Annotated in this window: 15 protein-coding genes; 6 read left to right on the forward strand and 9 right to left on the reverse strand. The window is 67.9% G+C overall.

Going from position 1 to position 22,001, the window contains the following annotated elements; translation table 11 throughout:
- Positions 1 to 204: 204 nt before the first annotated feature.
- Together CAM01S_RS04285 and CAM01S_RS04290 are read right to left on the reverse strand one after the other, a co-directional pair.
- Positions 205 to 1,182 carry a LacI family DNA-binding transcriptional regulator gene (locus CAM01S_RS04285; protein ID WP_066517071.1) on the reverse strand — a complete coding sequence of 326 codons (978 nt, stop codon included), beginning with the start codon at positions 1,180 to 1,182 and terminating at the stop codon, positions 205 to 207.
- A gap of 111 nt (positions 1,183 to 1,293) precedes the next feature.
- Positions 1,294 to 4,044 (reverse strand): glycoside hydrolase family 3 C-terminal domain-containing protein, encoded by a 2,751-nt coding sequence (locus tag CAM01S_RS04290; protein WP_083527759.1) that lies wholly within the window; start codon positions 4,042 to 4,044, stop codon positions 1,294 to 1,296.
- Between the two features lie 51 nt (positions 4,045 to 4,095).
- Here CAM01S_RS04290 and CAM01S_RS04295 point away from each other — a divergent pair, with 51 nt between their 5' ends.
- Positions 4,096 to 4,719 (forward strand): DUF624 domain-containing protein, encoded by a 624-nt coding sequence (locus CAM01S_RS04295; RefSeq protein WP_169795838.1) that lies wholly within the window; start codon positions 4,096 to 4,098, stop codon positions 4,717 to 4,719.
- A 51-nt stretch (positions 4,720 to 4,770) separates the two neighbouring features.
- On the opposite strand, the gene CAM01S_RS04300 is transcribed toward CAM01S_RS04295, so the two are convergent.
- The 4 genes from CAM01S_RS04300 to CAM01S_RS04315 form a co-directional block, all read right to left on the reverse strand.
- Positions 4,771 to 6,546, reverse strand: a complete 1,776-nt coding sequence (locus tag CAM01S_RS04300; protein ID WP_066517076.1) for a type 2 periplasmic-binding domain-containing protein — start codon at positions 6,544 to 6,546, stop codon at positions 4,771 to 4,773.
- A gap of 55 nt (positions 6,547 to 6,601) precedes the next feature.
- A complete protein-coding gene (locus CAM01S_RS04305) occupies positions 6,602 to 7,543 on the reverse strand; it encodes a carbohydrate ABC transporter permease (RefSeq protein WP_066517078.1) in 942 nt (313 codons plus the stop codon).
- A gap of 11 nt (positions 7,544 to 7,554) precedes the next feature.
- A complete protein-coding gene (locus CAM01S_RS04310) occupies positions 7,555 to 8,550 on the reverse strand; it encodes an ABC transporter permease (protein WP_245631530.1) in 996 nt (331 codons plus the stop codon).
- A gap of 142 nt (positions 8,551 to 8,692) precedes the next feature.
- Complete coding sequence (locus CAM01S_RS04315; protein WP_245631531.1) at positions 8,693 to 9,712, reverse strand: LacI family DNA-binding transcriptional regulator; 1,020 nt, start codon at positions 9,710 to 9,712, stop codon at positions 8,693 to 8,695.
- Between the two features lie 118 nt (positions 9,713 to 9,830).
- Here CAM01S_RS04315 and yicI point away from each other — a divergent pair, with 118 nt between their 5' ends.
- From yicI to CAM01S_RS04330, 3 genes are read left to right on the forward strand one after another with little or no spacing between them, the layout of a single operon-like run.
- Positions 9,831 to 12,074 carry an alpha-xylosidase gene (gene yicI, locus CAM01S_RS04320; protein WP_066517081.1) on the forward strand — a complete coding sequence of 748 codons (2,244 nt, stop codon included), beginning with the start codon at positions 9,831 to 9,833 and terminating at the stop codon, positions 12,072 to 12,074.
- Positions 12,071 to 14,059 carry a beta-galactosidase gene (locus tag CAM01S_RS04325; RefSeq protein WP_066517082.1) on the forward strand — a complete coding sequence of 663 codons (1,989 nt, stop codon included), beginning with the start codon at positions 12,071 to 12,073 and terminating at the stop codon, positions 14,057 to 14,059. The genes yicI and CAM01S_RS04325 overlap by 4 nt, the downstream gene beginning before the upstream one ends.
- Complete coding sequence (locus CAM01S_RS04330) at positions 14,056 to 16,257, forward strand: glycosyl hydrolase family 95 catalytic domain-containing protein (RefSeq protein ID WP_066517084.1); 2,202 nt, start codon at positions 14,056 to 14,058, stop codon at positions 16,255 to 16,257. Before CAM01S_RS04325 ends, CAM01S_RS04330 begins: the two co-directional genes overlap by 4 nt.
- Positions 16,258 to 16,262: 5 nt before the next feature.
- On the opposite strand, the gene CAM01S_RS04335 is transcribed toward CAM01S_RS04330, so the two are convergent.
- On the reverse strand, positions 16,263 to 17,696 hold the full coding sequence (locus CAM01S_RS04335) for a sulfatase family protein (protein ID WP_245631532.1): 1,434 nt from the start codon (positions 17,694 to 17,696) through the stop codon (positions 16,263 to 16,265).
- A gap of 38 nt (positions 17,697 to 17,734) precedes the next feature.
- Between CAM01S_RS04335 and CAM01S_RS04340 the strand changes: the two genes are divergently transcribed.
- Complete coding sequence (locus tag CAM01S_RS04340) at positions 17,735 to 18,952, forward strand: DUF5597 domain-containing protein (RefSeq protein WP_066517090.1); 1,218 nt, start codon at positions 17,735 to 17,737, stop codon at positions 18,950 to 18,952.
- Positions 18,953 to 19,019: 67 nt separating this feature from the next.
- Here the strand turns inward: CAM01S_RS04340 and CAM01S_RS04345 are convergent, their stop codons facing one another.
- Both CAM01S_RS04345 and CAM01S_RS04350 read right to left on the reverse strand, forming a co-directional pair.
- Positions 19,020 to 19,535 carry a DUF723 domain-containing protein gene (locus tag CAM01S_RS04345; protein WP_157071415.1) on the reverse strand — a complete coding sequence of 172 codons (516 nt, stop codon included), beginning with the start codon at positions 19,533 to 19,535 and terminating at the stop codon, positions 19,020 to 19,022.
- Positions 19,536 to 20,143: 608 nt separating this feature from the next.
- On the reverse strand, positions 20,144 to 20,749 hold the full coding sequence (locus tag CAM01S_RS04350; protein WP_066517093.1) for a hypothetical protein: 606 nt from the start codon (positions 20,747 to 20,749) through the stop codon (positions 20,144 to 20,146).
- Between the two features lie 632 nt (positions 20,750 to 21,381).
- On the opposite strand from CAM01S_RS04350, the gene CAM01S_RS04355 reads away from it, so the two are divergent.
- Positions 21,382 to 21,894, forward strand: coding sequence for a hypothetical protein (locus tag CAM01S_RS04355; protein ID WP_157071416.1), 513 nt, complete (start codon positions 21,382 to 21,384; stop codon positions 21,892 to 21,894).
- Positions 21,895 to 22,001: the final 107 nt, after the last annotated feature.

A 22,001-nucleotide genomic window follows, 5' to 3' on the forward strand; every position in this document is an offset into this window, starting at 1 on the left:
TGGTCGATGCGTCTGGGAGAGCAGTGCCTGCTGACGAGACTGTTATCGCTCACAACCTGACGCCGGAGGCAACCGTAGCGCTTTTGGTGAGCGCTAACAACCCCCGGGGCACCGAGAGCGGTCCGGCGCTGCGCAGCCGATGAGCGCCGCCCCGCTCACACGGCGAGCGTCACCGGGTCCGCGCCGGAGCGGACGAGGCGCGGATCACCGGGTCCGCGCAGGAGCGGAGGAGGCGCGGATCACCGCGGCGGGGGGCGCGAGCGCACCCGCGTCCGGGACTTGCTCCCCCTCGATCCGGGCGATCAGCCGATCCGTCAGCAGTCGCCCCTGGCTCGCGAAGTCGTAGCGAACAGTCGTCAACGCAGGCTGGAAGAAGCGCGACTCCGGGATGTCGTCGAATCCGACCACACTGATGTCGTCCGGAACACGCAGGCCCCGCTCCGTCAGCGCCGCGATCGCACCGAGTGCCGTCTGGTCGTTCGCGGCGACGACAGCGGTGATCCCGGCATCGAGCGGCATCCGCGCCGCGCCGTCGTATCCGGACTGCGCCGACCAGTCCCCCGGCACCGACCCGACAGACGTCAGCCCCCGCTCGGCGAGGCTTCGGAGATAGGCGCGCGACCGCCCCTCGGCCGCAAGCCACCCGTCCGGGCCGCCGATCAGGAACATGCGGCGATGCCCGAGGCCGGCGAGATGGTCGATCATGAGGTCCACACCGTCCTCGCCGGTGTGGCTGGCATGGGCGCTGCCATCGTCCGACTCCGATTCAAGGCTGATCGGCACCGAGAAATGCGCCCGATTGAGCGCCTCCACCACCTGCTGCGTCGGAGTGAACGCCAGCACACCGGCGAGATGCGACTGCGTCACCAGCGTGATCGCATCCGCAATGCCCGCGTCGCTCCCAGGGTCGAGGCTCACGATGTCGAGCACATACCCGCGGTCCCGGGCCCGGGCGCTCGCCGCCTCGACGATCGCGCTCGGTCCGCTCGCGCGCAGCTCGTAGGCGATCGCCCCGATCCGATTGGACCGGCTCGTCGCCAACGACCGGGCGGACTGATTCGGCCGGTAGTTGAGGTACTCGATGGCTGCGGTCACGCGAGCACGCACCTCATCACTGACGTGCGGCTGCCCCTTGACGACGCGAGAGACCGTCTGGTGCGACACGCCGGCGAGGCGCGCCACATCATACAGCGTGGGCGCTTTCGTCCGGCCACTCTCCGCCACCACCACTCGCAGCTCCCTCCGCCGGGACAACGTTAGCGGTAACGGTCAGGCCCACCGGCGCGCGGGCGCTCACACCATGCGGAACTTCCGGAGCATCAGGTCACCGGACCACGCGAACTCGACATCCACGAGATCGCCCGCATTGACATTCGGCAGGCGTGTCAGTCCGAGCCCGTCCGCGCCGACCACGACCCTCGTCGCAGCCTCCTGCTGCTGCAGCACGGAGACGCGCACCTCGATGCGGCCGCCATCGGCGGCGGGACGGGCGTGAAGCTCGACCCGGCCCTCCGCTCCGCAGCGCACATCGAGGAATCGGACCGAGACGGAGGCGCCGGCCCGCGGTCGGACCACCGTCACGCCCGTCGCCGGGTCGGTGACCAGGTCGGCGCCGCGCGCATCGTCGTACGCGGCGACGGCGTGCAGCACGCCGGCCTCCAGCGGAGCGATCGAGGCCCCCTCGGCGCGCATCTCCAGCACGACCGGCACGTCCTCCGCCGAGCGACCCACGAACACGGAGTACACGCCCGGCTCGATGCACCAGCGTGCCCCCCGCGGATCCCACTGCACGAATGCGCCGAGCGGCAGGTCGAACGCGACCTCCCGCTCCTCCCCGGCGGCGAGTGACACGCGCCTCCAGTCGACGAGCCGCCTCCGAGGGAACGGACGCCGCGGACCATCGTCGTCGCGCGCGCCGACGTACAGCTGCACGAGCTCATCGACCGTGTTCGCGCCGATGTTCCGCACCCGGACGGTGGCACGCGCGATCGTGCGGTGCCGATCCGCGTCGGCGACGGGCCCTGCTGGGACCCTCGTCGCCGTGATCGCGCCGGCCGTGAGCTCGGTCGTGCCGTAGTGCAGGCCGTGCCCGAACGGAAACGCCGGAGGAACCGGCGAGTACAGATAGGTCTGCCGCGACCCGACGATGTCGTAGTCGAGCAGGTCATGCACGTCCGCATCGGAGGCCGGCCACGCTTGCGTCAGACGGCCACGCGGACCGGCGGAACCGGTCAGGACCGCGTGGACGGCCGCGCCCAGTTCCTGACCGCCGTGGCTCGTCCACACGATCGCGTCGGCCAGGGCGGCTGCCTCACCGAGCGCGTACGGGTAGGACGACACGATCACGAGCACGACACGAGCCGCGGTGGCAGCCACTGCGCGCACCAGGTCGAGGGACGCCTCCGGCAGTTCGACCGACGGTCGGTCCTCGGTCTCGCGTCCGAGGAGGTGCGGGTCGTTGCCGACGACCACCACCGCGGTCCGATCAGCCGCAGCCGCCGCAGCCTCGGCAGCACCGCTCCGGCGAACGCGAAGGTCCCACGCGAACGGCGCGTCGACCAGCGCGACCCGCCCATCGACGACCCCGAGGAATCGGTCGTCGCAGCGGTGCCGCAGCACGGCAGCGCCCTCGGCGTCCGTGTCGAGCACGAACGCCTCCTGGACGACCCAGGCGCCGATCGTCTCGGCGGTGGCGGTGACCGTTCCGCCCTCGTCGACGGTGAGGAATCGGTCGGAAGCGGCGTCCCGCAGCGTCACGACATCGGCCCCCCACCGCTCGAGCTCGAACTCGGCCGACTCGTCGCCGAGCACGAGCGCACCATCCGGCGTGGTGGCGACGACGGCACCATCTGCGCCGAGCGTGACGCGATCGACGCCCCGTGCGAGCCGCGTGTCCGGCGCATCGGTGGCGAAGGCATCGGCGATCGTGCGCTCATACGGAAGCGAGCCGCTGTACCAGTCGAGGAGGATCCGCTGGCTGAGCGGACCGACCACAGCGAGTGGCGCCTCCGGCCCGAGCGGCAGGGTGCCGTGTCGATTCGTGAGCAGCACGATCGCATCGGTCGCCGCCCGGAGTGCCAGCGGGCGATGCGCCTCACGGAGCGCAGCCGCCGACGGACCGTCGTAGTTCCGCGGCGCGAGGTCACCGGTCTTCGCGCGGAGGCGCACCAGTCGACGCACCGCTCGGTCGATCTGTTCGATCCCGATCAGACCGTCACCGAGTGCTCGCGTGAGCGCTTCGACAGTCGGCGCCCACTCCGGTCCGTCGTCGGTGAGATTGTCGACCCCCGCCGCCACGACGGCCGCGACGCCGTGCGGCGCATCGGCGGACCAGCCCTCGCGCTTCCACAGATTGCTGGGCGCGCCCGCGTCGCTCACGATCGCGAGGTCGTCCGGATCGGCGAGCTCCGCGCGCAGCTCGTCGAGCACCGGTGAGACATGCGCCGGGATGCCGTTGACGAGGTTGTACGACGCCATCACGGCGGCGACACTGCCGGCTCGGATCGGATCGAGGAAACACGGCAGCTCGTACTCGCGGAACGTGCGCGCCGAGAGCGCAGAAGAGGTGAGGTCGCGGTCGTCCTCGTTGTTGTAGCCGACGAAATGCTTCAGCGTCGGAGCGGTGAGCCACCGTTCCCCGTCGCCGCGCAACCCGGCAGTGAATGCGATCGCGCTGCGCGCCGTCAGGGTCGGGTCTTCGGAGTAGCCCTCCTCGTTGCGCCCCCAGCGCGGGTTTCGGAGCGGGTTCACTACGGGCGCCCAGACGTTCAGGCCGAGGTCTGGATCCTCCGACTGCATCGCGTGCAGTTCGAGCGCGACCGCGCGACCGACGGCGCCGAGCAGCTCCTCGTCCCAGGTGGAAGCCAGGCCGACGGCCTGTGGGAACACCGTCGCGATCCCGGCCCAGGCCACGCCGTGCAGCGCCTCGCAGCCGGTGTGGTATGGCGGCAGTCCGAGCTCGGGCAGGGCCGGCGCATGCTGGTGCAACAGGCGCAGCTTCTCTGGAACGGTGAGCCTGGCGATCAGCTCCTCGACCTCGGTCATGGACGACTCCTTCTTCTCGGCCTCCGGCCGGTATGGGCTAGCTTTCACTGCGTGCAGATCGATCCCGACAACAAAGCCATCGATGGCATCAGCACGCTTGTGCTGTTCATCGCGCTCAACGTCATCTACCTGCTCTGCTGCATTCCGATCGTCACGATCGGGGCCGCGACCGCGGCTCTGTTCGAAGTGATGTGGCGATTCGCTGACGAACAGCGCGGACACCTGCTCCGGGGATATTTCTCAGCGCTGAAGGGCAGTTGGCGTTCGGCTTCGATCGTGGCTGCGGCCACCATGCTGCCGATGCTCCTTCTGGCGTATGTGTCGGTGTTCTGGTTCGCGCTCGGAATCGGTCTCTCCGCGTTGGCGGGGGTGATCACCGCGCTCGGAGCGCTGTACTGCGGTGTCGCATTCCTGTACGGCTGCGCACTGGTCGCGCGGTTCGAGAACACCGCACGCCGGACCATCCGGAACGCATATCTGTTCCCGATGGCGCAGCCGCTGCTGACGCTCGGCGTCGTGCTCGTGCTCGTCGTGTCAGCGGCGCTGATGTGGATCTTCCACCCGGCGCTGTTCCTGTTCGCCACAGTCGGCGCAGCATTCGGCGCCTATCTGATGTCCCGGATGTTCGGACTCGCGTTCCGCCACCAGGAGGCCCGGGCGAACGGCCAGGAGTGACGGAGCGGCGGCCGAGCCCCGGGGAGCCAGGCCGCCGCACGCGACTCGGGGTCAGCCGAACTTCTTCTTGACCGCCAGACGCGCCTCGTTCTGCGCCTTCGCGTTGTCCATGTCGAAGCTCAAGACCGTCGCGTAGCCGAGCCCTTTGACCGTGGACTGCATGTCCTTCAGGAGGCTGTTGAACTCGTTCTCGCTCGTGGCGAGACTCATCTTCCACGAGGACTGCACGATGATCGCCTTCGCCTGGTTGCGGATCGTGGAGATCTGCGGCGGATCGGCTGGAGCGGCGTAGCCCGACCCCGGGGCGACGAGCAGCTGGTGCTTCTTCTGCAAGTACGCGATGTCACCGTCGACGTTGCCCATCTTCGACTTCCAGTCGTTGATGACGGGGTTGGAGTTGGCCTTCTGATAGCTCGGCCAGAACGCGTACTCGTATTGCAGACCCGTGCTCGGGTCGACGTCGATCGGCAGCACGGTCGTGGCGTTCAGCGCGGAGACGCCGTCCGAGAACTTGCCACCGCCCCAGCTCGCCGGGACCGTGGCTCCGCCGCCGAGCAGCGCCTGCTTGCCGAGCGCGGTGAGCTCCGGCTTCTTGTCCGACCCGAGCTGCCACGTCAGTCCTTCGGGACCGGGAGCGGCGCCGGTCTGCGCGCCGCTGGCGTAGATGCCCTCCGGCGAGTACAGCCAGTCGAGGTACGCGGCGATCCGCTCCGGATCGGCCGCTTTCGACCCGATGCTGAACAGCTGGGTGCCGCCGTAGATGGAGGCTCCGTAGGAGAAGATGTCGAGGTCGTTGATCGGCGTGAACTCGAACCCTTTGCCCGCAGCGAGGTTTGCGGTGGTGTTGTAGGCGGGCTTGGCGAGCCACGGCCAGCACGCGAACAGGGTCTGGCCGTTCTGGAATTTGGCGTACATGGTCGAGTAGTTCTGGGTGGGCGAGTCGGGGTCGACGAGACCCTGCTGGTTCGCGGTCGCGTAGAGCTTGAGCGACCGGACGTAGTGCGAGTCGCTGTCGATGATGCTCTCGTACTTCGAACCGTCCGCCTTGGCGAGCACGAAGCCCATCTCGTCGAATCCGTAGAAGCACGCGGGCTGCTTCGCCGCGGTCATCATGTTGCCGTCCCAGTCCTTGAACAGCGAGAAGGCATAGGTCGCCTTGCCGTTGTCGGCCTTCGGGTGCGCCTGCTGCATCTCTTTGAGGACGGGGATCATGTCCTCGAGGGTCTTCATCGTCGGATAGCCGAGCTCCTTGTAGTAGTCCCAGCGCATGTACGGACCGAACGTGGGGTCGAGCCCCTCGGAGGGTGTGGTCGGCTTCAGTGAGGTGACGGACACCGGAATCCCGTAGATGCCCTTCTTGCCGCTGTTGAGCTTCTGCACTGCGGCGTCGTACTCCTTCGCGTTCTTCATCTGCGCGTAGTACTTCGAGAAGTCGAACAGCAGGCCGCCCTGAATCAGCTGGTCGAACTTCTGGCCGCGGTCCGTGACGATCAGGTCCCCGAGGTTGCCCGCGGCGACGCGGGTGTTGTAGAGCGTGTCGCCACCGCCCGAGACGTTCGGGGCGATGACGTTCATCGACAGGTTGAATTTCTTCGAGATGAGGTGTCCGAACCACCCCTTCTGCACGCCCTGGTAGTTCGCCAGACCGTCGAAGACGGTGATCGTCTCTGCTTTCTTGTAGGGGCCGCCGAAGGCTGCACCGGGACCGGAGGCCGCCGTGGTCGTTCCGCTGCTCGTGCAGCCAGCGAGTGCTCCGACAGCGACCAGCCCGGCGAAGCCGCCGAGAAAGCCGCGTCGTGACAGTTGTACAGCGTCGTACTTCGTCATTGGGGTTCCTTCATGTGGTGAATGTGCTGATGGGGGGAGATCGAAAGAGGACGGGCTAGCCCTTGACCGCGCCGAGCATGATGCCCTTCACGAAGTAGCGCTGGAACAGCGGATAGATGAAGAGGATCGGCAGCACGACGATGACGGAGATCGTCGTCTGGATCGAGGTCGTGGTCTGCTGCGACGCCGCTCCGGCGAGCGACCCGAGACTCTGCCCGACCGTGTTCCGCGCAGCCTGCGCGAGGCTCGCGGCCTGATTGAGGTAGGTGTAGAGGAGGTATTGCAGCGAATAGAGCCGCTGGTCCGTGATGTAGATCAGGGTGTCCTGGAACGAGTTCCACTGCGCCACCGCAGAGAAGATGGCGACCGTTGCGAGGATGGGTGTGCAGTTCGGCAGGATCACCCGGAAGAAGATCGTCAGCGGGCCAGCGCCGTCGATCTCCGCGGCTTCCTGGAGTGATTTCGGCAAAGACTCGATATACGTCTTGACGAGGATGACGTTGAAGGGCTGCACGATCGCCGGAAGGATGTAGACCCAGAACGTGTTCGTGAGATGCAGGTTGCGCATCGTCAGGTACATCGGGATCAGTCCGGCATTGAAGTACATGGTGACGACGACCACGCGGTACCAGAGCGGACGCTTCCACATCTTCTCCTGCGTGAACAGGTAGCCGAGGAATGCGCTCGCGAGGACCGTGCACGCCGTACCGAGCACCGTTCGTGCGATCGACACCGCTGCAGCCGAGGTCAGGCCGCCCAGCGCCATGATCTGCGTGTAGTTGTCGAAATGGAGCCCGACCGGCCAGAACCGGACCTGACCCAGTGCACTGAGGTTGTTCGAGCTGATCGAGTTGATGATCAGGAAATAGAACGGGTATGCGCAGAGCACCGTGAACAGCCCGAAGAGGACGTAGTTCAGCGTCGAGAACGTCGCGTCGCCGAGCGAGGGAGCGGGGCGCTTGCGCCTGCTGCCGCGCGCCGAAAGAGAAACCGTCATGAGGTGTGCCCCTAGATGATCGAGGTGCCGCGCACGCGCTTGGAGAGGGAGTTGACGCCGAACAGCAGCACGATCGAGACCAGGCTCTTCAGCATGCTGAGCGCGGCGGCCATCGACAGGCTGTTGCCGACGATGCCGACGTTGTAGACGTAGAGATCGAGCACCTGGATGTGCTGCTCGTTGAAGGCGTTCTGAAAGACGTAGTACTGGTCCATCCCGTTGTTCAGGATGTTCGCGACGGAGAGCATGAGCAGAACGAAGAACGTGGGCGTGAGCGCGGGGAGTGTCACGAACCGCATGATCTGGAATCGGCCCGCACCGTCGATCTTCGCGGCCTCGTAGAGGGCCGGATCGATCGACGTGATCGACGCGAGATAGAGGATCGCGCCCCACCCGAGGCCTTTCCACACGTTCCAGGCGAGCATCATCAGCCAGGTGTGCGAGTCGGTGTTCAGGAACTGGATCGGGGTGACGATGAAGCCCCAGTCCTTCAGCGTGGAGTTCACGAGCCCGGTCGTCGAGAACATCGAGAACGCGATCATGTAGATGAGCACCCAGGAGATGAAGTTCGGGAGTGTGGTCAGGGTCTGCACGACGCCCTTGAACCAGCCGGCCTTCATCTCGTTGAGGAACAGCGCGAATCCGACCGGCAGCACCGAGCTCGCGATGCCGAGGAAGCTCATCGCGAAGGTGTTCAGGAGCACCTGCCCGATCTGCTTCAGCTGGGTCGGAGAGTTCACCAGGAATTTGAACCATTCCAGGCCGACGAACGGGCTGTGCGCGATGCCGAGCGCCGGATAGTAGTTGAAGAACGCGTAGATCCACCCGTACAGCGGGTAGTACGAGAACAGGAAGATCAGCAACAGGAACGGCGTGAAGTACAGGAAGAGCCGGAACGAGGTGCGGGAGCGCTTCCGCTCGGTCCGTCGCGCGTTCGCTTTGGCCGGTGCGACGGTCACGGCGCGTTCGTCGAGCGTGGTCACCGCGGCGGGTGTTCCGTCCAGCACGTTCACTCCTTTGTGACGTTCATCAGTCGTGTCGAGGGGCCTACGCATCGAAATGGTGCGCAAACTTTGTTTAAGCGCTTCGATAGTACATGGAGGTGGGTTCACCCACAAGCACTCTCGTCGACCGCGCCGCGGAGGCGGGTCAGGCCGCTTGGATCGAGGTGGCTCGAGGGGTGAGCGGGGCGCCGACCAGCCGCTGCTCGGGCGGCTGCGGCTCGCCGTCGATACGGCTCATCAGCATGTCGACCGCAGTGCGTCCGATCAGTTCCGTGGGAATCCCGACCGAGGTCCACGGCAGCGGTGCGGCCTCCGCGAGATTGTCGGGACAGATTGCCACGACGCTCACCTGTCGGGGGATCTCAACCCCGGCGCGACCGCACGCGGCCTGCAGGAACGGCAGCAGCGCCTCGTTGTGGACGACGATGCCGTCCACGTCCGGCATTCGGGAGAGGGTCTCGAAGACCACCTCCTCCGCCGCCGCGAGTCCGGGCTCGCAACTGAGCTCCAGATGCCGGATCCCGGCATCGGTCGCGGCGTCGACGAACCCGTTGACTGCGCGTTCCGCGTAGTTCACGTGCCGCGTCAGGGCCTGCGCGGGGGAGCCGATGAACACGACGTTCCGGCGGCGGAGTGCGACCAGATGACCCACCGCCGTGCGGGATGCCTGCGTGAAGTCGAAGTCGATGCAGGCCAGGCCGCCCACGTCACGCGGCATCCCGATGAGCACCGACGGGATGGAGAGCTGCGCGAGCACCGGGAGGCGCGGGTCGTCATACTCGACGTCCATCATCACGACCCCGTCGATCGAGCCCGATGCCGCCACGCGCTTCATCCCGGACCCGTCCTCGTGCGTCAGGAGCAGCACGTTGTAATCCACCGCGCGCGCCGCTGTGACCGCTGCGCCGACGAACTGCATGACCACCGTGAAGTCCACGTCGGGGCTGAAGGGGACCATCAGCCCGATCGTGTGCGACTTTCGCGACGCGAGCGCACGAGCACCGGCGTTCGGGCTGAAGCCGAGCGCCCGGATCGCCGACTCGACTCGCTCGCGCGTCGGGGCCGAGATCGTGCGCTTGCCACTCAGGACATAGCTCACGGTACTCAGGGACACTCCGGCGGCCTCGGCGACGTCGCCCATGCTCGGGCTAGCGTTTCTCTGCACAACAGCACCATAATCGAAACGCTTCGACTTTCAAGGCCCCGCGAACGGGCTGTCGCATCCAACTCAGCGCCGAGCCTTCGACGATCTCCAGGGCCGGCCCCCATTCTGGAAGGCTCGCATGAAATTCAGTGACGGCTACTGGCTGACGAAGACGGGCCTCCGTGTCCAGGGCGCGTCGGGCGTCCACGAAGTGGAGACGGACGCCGACGCCGTTCGTGTCTTCGCGTCCGTGCGTCCCGTGCACTCCCGCGGCGACACCCTCGACACGGCGCTCCTCGGAGTCGCGTTCGACTCCCCGGCGGAGGGCGTGATCCGGGTCACGATCGAGCGCCACGCCGGAGCGCTCGACCGCGGCCCGCACTTCGCCGTTGCCGGGACCGCCCCCGCGGTGTCCGTCGCACGCGACGACGACGCCGTGTCGCTCACCTCGGGCAGTCTCACCGCGCGCGTGTCGCTCGGCGAGGAGTGGCGGGTCGATTTTCTCGGAGCCTCCGACGCCGGCGACCAGTCGCTCCTGACGTCGTCGACCTGGCGCAGCGTCGCGCACGTCACCGCCGACACCGGTGAGACATGGGTGCGCGAGCAGCTGACGCTCGAGCCGGGAACGCTCGTCTACGGGCTCGGCGAGCGCTTCGGGGCGTTCGTCAAGAACGGGCAGAGCATCGACATCTGGAACGAGGACGGCGGGACCGCCAGCGAGCAGGCCTACAAGAACGTGCCGTTCTACCTCACGAACCGGGGGTACGGCGTGTTCGTGGACCACGCGGAGCGAGTCTCGTTCGAGGTCGGAAGCGAGATGGCGTCCCGGACCCAGTTCAGTGTGGCCGGCGAACGGATGACCTACTACCTGATCCACGGCCCGAGCCCGAAAGAGGTGCTGGCGCGATACACCGCGCTCACCGGACGCCCTGCGCGCGTGCCGGCCTGGTCGTGGGGCCTGTGGCTGTCGACCTCGTTCACCACGGACTACGACGAGGCGACCGTCACCTCGTTCATCGACGGCATGGCCGAGCGCGACCTGCCGCTGTCGGTGTTCCATTTCGACTGCTTCTGGATGCGCGGATTCCACTGGAGCGACTTCATCTGGGATCCGGCGACGTTCCCCGACCCGGAAGGCATGCTGCGGCGCCTGCACGAGCGCGATCTCAAGGTGTGCGTCTGGATCAACCCGTACATCGCCCAGCGATCGGCCCTGTTCGAAGAGGCTCGGACGCTCGGCTTCCTGGTGCGCCGCCGTGACGGCTCGGTGTGGCAGTGGGACCGCTGGCAGGCGGGGATGGCGTTGGTCGACTTCACGAACCCCGCGGCTCGAAACTGGTTCGCCGGAAAGCTGAAAGGCCTGCTCGACCAGGGTGTCGATGCCTTCAAGACCGACTTCGGAGAGCGCATCCCCACCGATGTGGTGTGGCACGACGGGTCCGACCCGCAGAAGATGCACAACTTCTACACGCAGCTGTACAACGAGACCGTCTTCGATCTGCTCGAGCGGGAGCGTGGCGACGGCGACGCGGTCGTCTTCGCCCGGTCGGCGACGGTCGGCGGCCAGAAGTTCCCGGTGCACTGGGGCGGCGACTGCGAGTCGAGCTACCTCGCGATGGCGGAGTCGCTGCGTGGCGGGCTCGGGCTCGTCTCATCCGGCTTCGGATACTGGTCGCACGACATCGGCGGGTTCGAAGGGACCCCGGACCCGGACCTGTTCAAGCGCTGGATCGCGTTCGGGCTGCTGTCCTCGCACTCGCGCCTGCACGGCTCGAAGTCGTATCGCGTGCCGTGGTCGGTGGACGAGGAGTCGAGCGAGGTGCTGCGCGTCTTCACACGGCTGAAGATGCGACTGATGCCGTACCTCGCCGCCCTGGGCGAGGCCAACCACGCCACAGGGGTTCCGGTGATGCGACCGATGATGCTCGAGTTCCCCGAGGACCCGACCGCCCACACGCTCGACCGGCAGTACATGCTCGGACCGGACCTGCTGGTCGCGCCCATCCTGCAGCCGGGCGGCGAGGTGACCTTCTACCTGCCGGCCGGCGTCTGGACCCACGCGCAGACCGGCGAGACGCTCACCGGCGGCCGGTGGCACACGAAGACCTTCGACTATCGTCACGCCGCCGTCTACGTGCGACCCGGGTCGGTGCTCCCGGTCGGCTCGATCGCGGACCGTCCGGACTACGCGTGGGCGTCGGACCTGACGCTGCATGTGTTCGAGCCGGACGCGCTCCGCACCTCCGAGGTGCTGGTTCCAGCACCACACGGCGGGCACGCGGCGCGAATCGGGGTACGCGCCTCCGGATTGGATGTGACGGCGACCGTGCTCGACGGCGCGGCCCCCGGCCTCACCGTTCTGACCGGGGCGATGATCGGATGACCGCGATCCTCTTCGGCGGCGACTACAACCCGGAGCAGTGGCCGGAGGACGTCTGGCACGAGGACGTCCGACTGATGCGCGATGCCGGTGTGAACACGGCGACCGTCGGGGTCTTCTCCTGGTCGAGCATCGAGCCGACGGAGGGGCGGTTCACGTTCGACTGGCTCGACCGGGCGATCACGCTCCTGCACGAGAACGGGATCGGGATCATCCTCGCCACGCCGACCGCGTCGCCGCCGCCATGGTTTTCGATCGCCCATCCGGAGGCGCTCCCCACCACCGCCGAAGGCGTCCGTCTCATCCACGGAAGCCGCGACACCTACAACCCGGCGGCCCCGGCCTACCGTGCGGCTGCAGCGCGCATCACGGAGGAGCTCGCGGCCCGATACGGCGCCCATCCCGCGCTCCGTGGATGGCATCTGCACAACGAGTACGGCACCGTTTCGTTCGGAGCGGAGGTCGACGCTCGCTTCCGCGACTGGCTGGAGCGCAAGTACGGCTCGCTCGGCGCACTGAATCGGGCGTGGCACACGACGTTCTGGTCGCAGGGCTACGCGTCGTGGGAGCAGGTCGTGGCGCCGCAGGCGACGCAGTACCTGCGCAACCCGGGGCAGCTGCTCGACTTCAAACGGTTCTCGGCCGCACTGCTCCTGGAGTGCTATCAGGATCAGATCGACATCGTGCGGCGGCTGTCGCCCGACGCGCCCGTGACGACGAACTTCATGCTGCCGAGCTGGCTGCACTACGACCCGTGGGCGTTCGCGTCGGCGTCGGACCTGGTGGCCGTCGATCACTACGTCGACGCGCGTGGTGTCGAGGGGGCGGCGCACGCGGCGTTCGGCGCCGATCTGGCGCGATCGTTCGGCGGTGGGCGACCGTGGCTGCTCATGGAGCAGGCGATGAACCTCACGATGCGGGGCGGCCGTCTGCTCGCCAAGGAGCCGGGCGCGGGAATGCGCACGAGCCTTCAGCATGTTGCGCGTGGGGCCGACGGCATCCTGTTCTTCCAGTGGCGCACCGCTCCCGCGGGCGCCGAGGCGTTCCATTCGACGATGGTCCCGCATGTCGGTCCGGACAGCCGGGTCTTCCGCGAGGTCCGCGAACTCGGTCAGCTGCTCGGCGCGCTCGACGGCGTCGCGTCGCCGCTCGGCTCCTCCACCCCTGCGCCGGTCGTCACCACCCGCGTGGCGATCGCGTGGAGCGCGGACGCGTGGTGGGCTGCGGACTCCCCCGGGCTTCCGGCACCGGACCTCGACTTCCTGCCGGCCGTGCGTCGAGTCCACCGCGCCCTGTGGATGCTCGGCCGGACCGCCGACTTCGTGCGTCTCGACGACGACCTCGACCGCTACGATCTCGTGCTCGTGCCGAGTCATTGCATCGCCTCCGACGCGGAGGCCGCTGCGCTCGACGGTTTCGTGCGCGGCGGCGGGCACGCGATCGTCTGGTACTTCAGCGGCACCTTCGACGACGAGCTGCACGTCGAGCTCGGCGGATACACGGGCCGATTCGCCGAGACCCTCGGGATCCGAGTGGAGGAGCTCCACCCGTTGGAGGACGGCGAGTCCGTCGCGCTCGACACCGGCACGAACGGCGCTCGGTGGGCGGAGACGGTGCGGTTGCGGGGCGCGGAGGCGACCGTGCGGTATGCGGACGGTCCGACCTGCGGCGAGCCCGCGATCACCGTGCATCGGCATGGGGACGGGACGGCACGGTATGTCTCCACGTGCCTCCCTGACGACGCGCTCGCTGCGCTGCTCGAGGCCTCCCTCGCCGAAGCGGGGATCGAGCCGGATGCGCCGGAGGCCGGCGACGGTCTGGAGGTCGTGCGCCGGTCGGGCGCGGACGGCACGTATGTCGTCGCGATCAATCATGGTGCGACTGCGCGCACCGTCACACTGCACGGCGTCGATGCGTTCGACGGCAGCCGGGTCGCGGGTCCGATCGAACTGGCAGCGCGCGCGTTCCGTGTGCTGCGTGCACAATGAGTCGGCTGCGATTCGAAGCGCCCGCGTCGGACTGGCTCGAGGCGCTGCCGCTCGGTGACGGGCTGCTGGGTGCGATGTGCTTCGGTGATCCGCTGCGCCCGCGGCTCGCACTGAACCACACGACCGGATGGTCCGGAGGCCCGAATCCCTCCGGTGCGTCGGCCACCGCGGAGCACGCACCTCCGGTCTCGGTCCTCCAACCGCTTCGCGACGCGGTTACGCGCGGCGATCACGCCGAGGCGGACCGGCTCGCGCGGCTGTTCCAAGAGGGGGATGTCGCGACGTTCCTGCCGCTCGCGGAGCTGACGCTCGTCGGTTCGGAGCCCGAGGTGGAGGCGGAGGCGGAGGCCCCGCTGGACGCGCGATCCGCCGCACCGATGGAGCGGGTCCTCGACCTCGCAACCGCGCTCCACACGGCACGCGGCGCGGAGCTCACGCACGAGACGTTCGTGTCGGCGGACTCGGGTGTGCTCGTGCACCGGATCGTCGGCGCCGCTCAGCGTCGACGGGCGTTCCGACCCGTGCTGACGAGTCCGCTCCGCGTGGACGATCAGGCGAGCACCGCAGACGGCGTGCGGATGCTGCTTCGGTTCCCGACCGACGCCGATGACGGTGTGCTGACGTGGGCGCCCGATGCGCCGTCCGTCAGCGCCGCGATCGCCGTGCGGCTCGTGCACGGCGCCGATGCGAGCCTCCTGGCCCTCGCCGTCGTGACCGACTTCGATGGGCCGCTGTCCGCGCCGCACGGCCGCACCGACGAGCTGATGCGCGCCGCGTCCGCCCGCGTCGACGACGCGCTCGACGCCGGATGGGAGGCGCTCCGCACCGCTCACACGACCCGTCACCGCGACCTGTGGACCCGCACCGTGCTGGACCTCCCGGTCGCCGATCCGAGTCGGACGGTGCCTGCGGCGATCGACCGCGGTGACCCCGTGGAACTCACGCAGCTGCAGTTCGACGTCGGACGCTACCTGCTCATCACAGCAGCGCGACCGGGCGGGCTGCCGCCGAGCCTCCAGGGTCTGTGGAACGCCGAGATCGCGCCCCCGTGGCGCAGCAACTACACGACGAACATCAACACGGAGATGAATCACTGGGCGGCCGCGGTGACGGGGCTGCCGGAGTGCGTCGCCCCGCTCCTCGACCACCTCGAAGCACTCGCGGTGACCGGAGCCGCCACGGCCGAGCGGGTCTTCGGCGCTCGCGGATGGCTCAGCCACCACAACTCGGACGCGTGGGCGCACACGGGCGCCTCCGGCGTCGGCGAGGACAGTCCGAGCTGGTCCTTCTGGCCGTTCGGCGGCGTCTGGCTGACGCTCACGGTCTGCGACCTCCTCGACGTCGGCCTGCTCGGCGGCGCGGATCGTACGCGCCTCGCGCGCGTCGTCGCGGGGTGCGTCGCATGGGTCCTCGACTGGCTCGTCGAGGGCGACGACGGACAGCTCACGACCCGCCCGTCCACGTCGCCGGAGAACGAGTTCCCGCTTCCCGACGGCGGCCTCGGGGCTCTCGCGTCCGGATCCACCATGGATCTCGAGCTCACGCGGCAGATCCTGGAGCGTTCTCGCGAGCTCAGTCCGCACGGCGAGGACGCCGAGCGTGTGGACGCCGCGCTCGCTCGCCTCCCCGAAGGCCTGCCCCTGACCGAGGACGGTGTGGTGCGGGAGTGGGGCGACGGCGAGCGCAGCGCCGATCCGCATCACCGCCACGTGTCCCACCTGGTCGGGGTGTATCCGGGAACACGCTCCCTGACCGAGCGGGAACGCTCTGCCGTTGCACGCACCCTCGAACAGCGCGGGGACGACTCGACCGGCTGGTCGCTGATGTGGAAGGCGTGTCTCTGGGCGCGACTCGGGCGCGGTGACAAGGTCGGCGACCTAATGGCGCTGAGTCGCCGCCCCGCGACGGCCGAGGTCGGTTTCGCGCACCGAGGCGGCCTGTACCCGAACCTGTTCGCCGCGCATCCGCCGTTCCAGATCGACGCCAATCTCGCTTTCCCCGCCGTGCTCGCCGAGTCGCTCATGCAGAGCCATCGGGGTCGCGTCGAACTTCTGCCCGCGCTGCCGCCCGATCTTCCGAACGGCCGCATTCGCGGGCTCGTCGCTCGGCCGGGGATCCTCGTCGATCTGGAATGGGCCGAGGGACGCGTGGTGTCGTGGGACGAACGGAGGCTCGGGGACCCTCCTGGTCTGCGCTGACCCGCCTATTTCGCCGCTCGGGTGGAGTCGACGAACAGCGCGAGGCGCTCGAAGACCCCGGCGTCATACGGTCCCCAGTCGGGGTGCGGCGTGTCCGGGCCGCGGTACGGTTCGTCGCGGTATCGACGCTGGTATTCGGCGAGCTTCGCCTCGAGCTCGGCCTTGATCTCGGCATAGTCCGGATCGTCCGCCACGTTGTGGACTTCGGCGGGGTGGGCACTGAGGTCGTAGAGCTCCCATTCCGGGTCGAAGCGGGCCTCGGAGGCGCCCGGCACCCCGAGTCCCGCGCCGTAGTAGTAGATGAGTTTGTAGTCGGCGGTTCGGATCCCGTAATGCGCCGGAGCGGCATGGATGGGATCGTCGTGCTCCCAGTAGCGGTAGTAGACCGCGTCTGCCCAGCCGTCGACGTGCTCACCTCGGAGGAACGGCCGGAAGCTCCGGCCCTGGTTGCTCGGCAGCGCATCGGCCGCATCGAGGCCACAGACGTCCAGGAACGTCGCGGCGAAGTCGACGTTCGTGATGATCGCCTCGTATCGACTCCCTGCCGCGATCTCGGCGGGCCAGCGCATCAGCATCGGCATCTGGAGCGACTGGTCGAACATGAGCCGCTTGTCGAACCAGCCGTGGTCGCCGAGGAAGAAGCCTTGGTCGGAGGTGTACACGACGAGCGTGTCCTCCGTCAGGCCGCGCTCGTCCAGACGGTCGAGGATACGGCCGACGTTGTCGTCGATCGACTGGATGCACTGCAGATAGTCGCGCATGTAGATCTGGTATTTCCAGCGCATCCGTGCCGCGCGGTTCTCCGGTCCGCGGAGCCCGTCCGGCATCGGGACCTTGAGGTCCTCGCCGCCCATGTCGTCGGCGATGCTCATGCGGACGCCGCGGACCGCTCTGCTCCGCGTGGCGTAGTCGTCGAAGAACGTGTCCGGCTCCGGAATGGAGCCGTCGGCGTAGAGGTGCTTGTGCTTCTCGTCAGGCACCCAGGGCCGATGCGGTGCCTTGTGGTGGACCATGAGACAGAACGGCTCATCGTCGTCGAGCGAGTCCATCCACTCCAGCGACATGTCCGTCACGATCTCGGTCGCGTAGCCTTCGCGGACCCGCCGCCCCTGCGGATCGATCATCTCGGGATCGATGTAGTCGCCCTGCCCCGGGAACACCGTCCACGCGTCGAACCCCCGTGGGGTCGCCGTCGGGCCTTCGCCGAGGTGCCACTTGCCGAACAGCGCGGTCCGATATCCGTCCTGCTGCAGCGCCTCGACGAACGTCGGGACGCGGTAGTCCATCTCGGTCCAGATCGACGACACACCGTTCACGTGACTGTAGGTCCCGGTCAGGATCGATGCACGCGAGGGGCTGCAGATCGAGTTCGTGCAGTACACCGCGTCGAGCCGCATCCCTTCGGCGGCGATCCGGTCGAGGTTCGGTGTCCGATTCACCCGACTGCCGTATGCAGAGATCGCATGTTCCAGCATGGGTGAAGACCAATCTGAGCCGCTTCCCACGTGCTCGCACCTCGCGCGGCGACGCACTGGAGATCCTCACGCCGTTCTCTGACCAGAACCGCGACGCCGATGCGCGCGCCTTTGCCGCACTTCTGCGCCACCTTCGCACGACCGACGAGCAGCACACCGTGATCATGGTGCAGGTCGAGAACGAGATCGGGATGATCCCCGAGGCCCGCGATCACTGCGATCAGGCCGAGGCGGCATTCCGCGACACTGTCCCGGAGAGCATCCTTCCGGAGGGGGCCACGCCCAGCCCGTGGACGGAGGTGTTCGGCGATTCCCCCGCCACAGAAGAACGATTTATGGCGTGGGCGTTCGCTCAATACGTCGAGCAGGTGACTGCCGCCGGCAAGGCTGAACTCCCTCTGCCCATGTACACCAACGCGGCATTGATCCGGGCCGGGTCCCAGCCCGGCCAGTATCCGAGCGCAGGGCCGCTGCCGCACTTGGCGGATATCTGGCGAGCGGGCGCACCGAGCCTTGATTTCATCGCTCCGGACATCTACTTCCCGAACTTCGCCGAGTGGACCGAAGCCTACGTCGAGACCGGGAACCCTCTGTTCATTCCTGAGGCGCTTCGGAGCATCGACGCAGCAGCCAACGCTTTGTATGCGTACGGCAAGCACAGCGCGCTCGGCTTCTCGCCCTTTGGAATCGAGCAGATCAAGGACGACGCTGAGACCTTCGTCACCGGCGCGTTCGATGTCGTCGCTCAACTCACGCCGCTTATCACCCAGCATGCCGGCGACGGCAACATGACCGGCCTGATAAAGCCAACGCGCGACATGCGCGCCCCGCACCGGGTTCGCCTCAACGATGTGATGCTCGAGGCGACGTACGAGCAGGTCGCCGCTCCTGAACTCGCCGACGGGGTCATCAACGAATCGGGAGACGTGCACGGCACCAAGCAGCTGCCGGCCGCTGCGATCGTCATTCGCACGGGTCCCGACGAACTGGTGATCGGGGGCATCGGTACGACCATCACCTTCCACACCGTCGACGCGAACGGCGAGAACATAGGGATCCTGTCCTGCGAGGAAGGCCGATTTGAGGTAGAAAGCGATGCGGAGGACGGGTGGCAGCACCGACGCTGGCTCAGCGGCGACGAGACCCACCAAGGACGACACGTGCGTCTCGTGCCGGGACAGTTCGCGATCCAGCGTGTGCGGCTCTATCGCTATCGCTAGTCGGATAGGCGCCTGTCCGGGCGGTCCGCGAGTGGGCGTCGCATCGAAACGCTAGTGATGGTATTCGTTATTGACTGCCCGTTCGGGTCTTCACGAATCGCCCGGTCCTGCGGTTCCGTCGAAGCGGCCGGGTCGCGGCGCTCGCGCGGGCCTGGCCGCACCGCTGCTGGTTCGCGCAGTGTGGGCAGTGACTCGGCGTGTCCGGGTCGAGGTGATTCGTCGGCCGCATCAGGAACCCGCCATGCGTGTCGCACACGATGCGGACCGGGGTCCGCTGGTCCACGAACACAACCTCGGTGTAGTCGTAGCGGTCCCGGTGCAATGCCCGGGCCTGGGCGATGAACAGTGCTTTGCGCGCGGTGGGGGTGCTCCAGCGTCGGCCGGCGCAGTCGGCGCAGCCCTGCCCGCGTTTGTGGTCGTTCGGGGTCTGCTCGAACCGGCCATGAACATGACAGACGATGCCGACTTTCGTGTGCGCGTTCACGAATCCCTCCGGGACGAGCTCGTACCCGTATCGGCCCTCGTGTCGTTCCACGGCCGCGGCGATGAACGCCCACATCCGTTGGTCTCTGCTCTCACTCACTGTCGCGCTCCTGAAGGTGACATGCCCCCCGTCCGGTTGACGGGGTCACCTGCTCTATGCGCGGACGCGACGACCAGCTGCACAGTGGCGACAAGATACGAGTCATTGGAGCGAAAGACCGCGTGTCTTCGGAGCGGCGTCCTCCGCGCTCAAGCGCTCCTTCGCGCCACGAAGGTGCACCGTCGAGCAGCCGGTTTCGGTCCGCCCGCACCCAAGCCCGCAGCCCCCCACTACGAAGGGGAGGGATCGTCCCGGCATGGGGTCACTGCTGGTCAGGCTGTGGACGGGACCAGTGGCACCAGCGCCCGCGCATTTCGACCTTGCGCACCCAGGCCGTCGGCGGAAAGGGTCCCGTGCTGCCGCTCGACCGATCCGCGTCAGGGTTTCCGGGAGCGCGACCGCGTTCGGACGCGCGCGCCGAATCGTGCCGGCGTGCGGCCGCGCAGCTTCCCATGCTGCCGCGCGGAACCTGAATGACGGGTCAGCGCCGTGCACACGAAAACCTCCTGGGCGCGCGTGGCGGGTTCTTCAACCGCTCCGCGTACCAGCAGGAGGTTTTCGTGTGCCCGCCCACTACCGGTGAGGCGCCGAGAGAACGCTCGTGGTCATCACGACGTGATGGCCAAGCGCGCTCCACTTCGACGGTCGCCCGGCCGCTCCGCGTGCAGGAGCCTGAGGATGGCGGCGTCGTTCCCGACCACGTCGGATGCGGTGACGCAGAGCCAGCCACCGGGGCTGCGATGCATCGCCGCAACGGTCCCGCGGCGGCTGTGAACGGTCAGCGTGCCGGAGAACTCAACCTCACCGAGCAGCACGGTGATGCCCTGCCGCTGCCACGCCTGCGGGAGGGTCCGCGCCCACCAGTACACACCGTCAGTTCCGGTGTCGGGCAGGTCAAACCCGTCCACGTAGCCCTCACCGTGCACAGCCGCGAACGCGGGCAACCCGGCCGCCGCGTCCACAGCAGCGCAAACGATGCTCTCCGGAACGCGTCGGCTCGGATGCGTCGCCGCGACCCAGCCGATATCACCGTCACGGTCGACGCGGAGCAGCAGCAGCGACGTCTCCTCGCAAACAATCACCGACCCGACCGGGAGGTCTTGGATGCGGTCGGCGAGCTTCCTCGTGGGGATGGATTCCCACCCGGTGACAGCGTCGGTGTCGGCGCCGTGGGTGCCGGCCGGCGGGATGATACGAACAGTTGAAGTGGTCATGGTGATAGGTGTCTTTCTCGAAGAGTGAGTTGGGGATGCTGCGCTGGGGCGGACCTCCGACCGGTCGGTCGCGGGCTGCGGCGCATCGTGGTCGGAACCGCGACCGCAGGGCGGACCGCGCGCTCGCACACCGACCGCTTGAGGCCTACGCCAACGAACGCTGGGCCCCGACGTCGCACTGCTGCATCGCACGGTCGCTCCTGTCTGTGCCGTGCCCCGCCCGGATGGCGGGGTCTCCCCTACCTATGCCGCGGAAGATTCGACCAGCTGCACGCATCCGCCAACAGCCAGGCCTCTACGCCCACACCGCGGCAAATCAGCGGGCCTGCGATCACGCATTGACGCGCCGTCGACTAGGTCAGCGACCTCGGTCGGCATAGAAGAGGGTTTGCCGTGCTCTGCTGCAGGACCGCCCGCAGCGCCACACCACTGGAGGCGGATCCTCCGCTCGGGCTGCAGGAGGCGCCGGGCACCTAGCGATGTTGGAACTCCGCGGCGCGACGTCCCGCCCGACAACCCCGCAGGCGGCCGAAGTCGTCAACAACGATTACAGGCACCTGGGGGTTCCTGTTGTTGGCCTCAACCAGCCCGAACCCCGTGACGCAGCCGTCGGGGCTGCATACGGTTCCACCGTGACCTCCAGCCCAAACCGACCCTCAGCACGCCAGCGTGCGCCGCTGCCTCCCGCCGAGCCGGCCGCTTGTCGTCAGATCCTGCCTGCGATGAGCGGGGACGGCGGTGTGGATGTGCTCGGGTTCACGTCGGAGCGTGTCAGCGGTGAGGGGGTGTTGCTTGCGACGGCGGCGCGGATGCTGAACCTCACGGTGCTGGATGTGCGGAACCGGATCGTGGACCGGGATCTCTGGGCGCCGCGCCTTCTGGGGGTGCGGCGGGTGCCGTGGTGGCAGTTCGTGCGCCGCCCGGTCGGGGTGCCCGGCGCCCGGTATTGGTTCCTACCCTGGCTGGAGCATGTCATCCCGGCGCTGCCGGGGCGGGCACCGGCAGCGGTGGTGAACACGTTCATGACCAGCCCGCACGTCCTGCTCCCGGTCGGCGGTCAGGGGGTGACACCGACCCGGTGGCTTGTGTGCGGTGGGGCGCCGAACCCGGTCATCAGCATCCTGCAGGACCTGGACCGGCAATGACCACCAAACCACCCCCAGCCGCGAGCGTAGTTCTGCACGCCCAAGATCTCGGTGAAGCCGTGCGCGAAATTCGCCCGCCCCTTCACCTTCCGCAGCGGGACGCGGCC

Source organism: Curtobacterium ammoniigenes NBRC 101786 (assembly GCF_001571045.1).
Classification (GTDB): domain Bacteria; phylum Actinomycetota; class Actinomycetes; order Actinomycetales; family Microbacteriaceae; genus Curtobacterium; species Curtobacterium ammoniigenes.

Bases quoted from the DNA above. Each gene is read 5' to 3' on its own strand.
- CAM01S_RS04290 (WP_083527759.1), bottom strand. From the start codon at position 4,044: ATGACCGAGGTCGAGGAGCTGATCGCCAGGCTCACCGTTCCAGAGAAG.
- CAM01S_RS04300 (WP_066517076.1), bottom strand. From the start codon at position 6,546: ATGACGAAGTACGACGCTGTACAACTGTCACGACGCGGCTTTCTCGGC.
- CAM01S_RS04305 (WP_066517078.1), bottom strand. From the start codon at position 7,543: ATGACGGTTTCTCTTTCGGCGCGCGGCAGCAGGCGCAAGCGCCCCGCT.
- yicI (WP_066517081.1), top strand. From the start codon at position 9,831: ATGAAATTCAGTGACGGCTACTGGCTGACGAAGACGGGCCTCCGTGTC.
- CAM01S_RS04325 (WP_066517082.1), top strand. From the start codon at position 12,071: ATGACCGCGATCCTCTTCGGCGGCGACTACAACCCGGAGCAGTGGCCG.
- CAM01S_RS04330 (WP_066517084.1), top strand. From the start codon at position 14,056: ATGAGTCGGCTGCGATTCGAAGCGCCCGCGTCGGACTGGCTCGAGGCG.
- CAM01S_RS04350 (WP_066517093.1), bottom strand. From the start codon at position 20,749: ATGACCACTTCAACTGTTCGTATCATCCCGCCGGCCGGCACCCACGGC.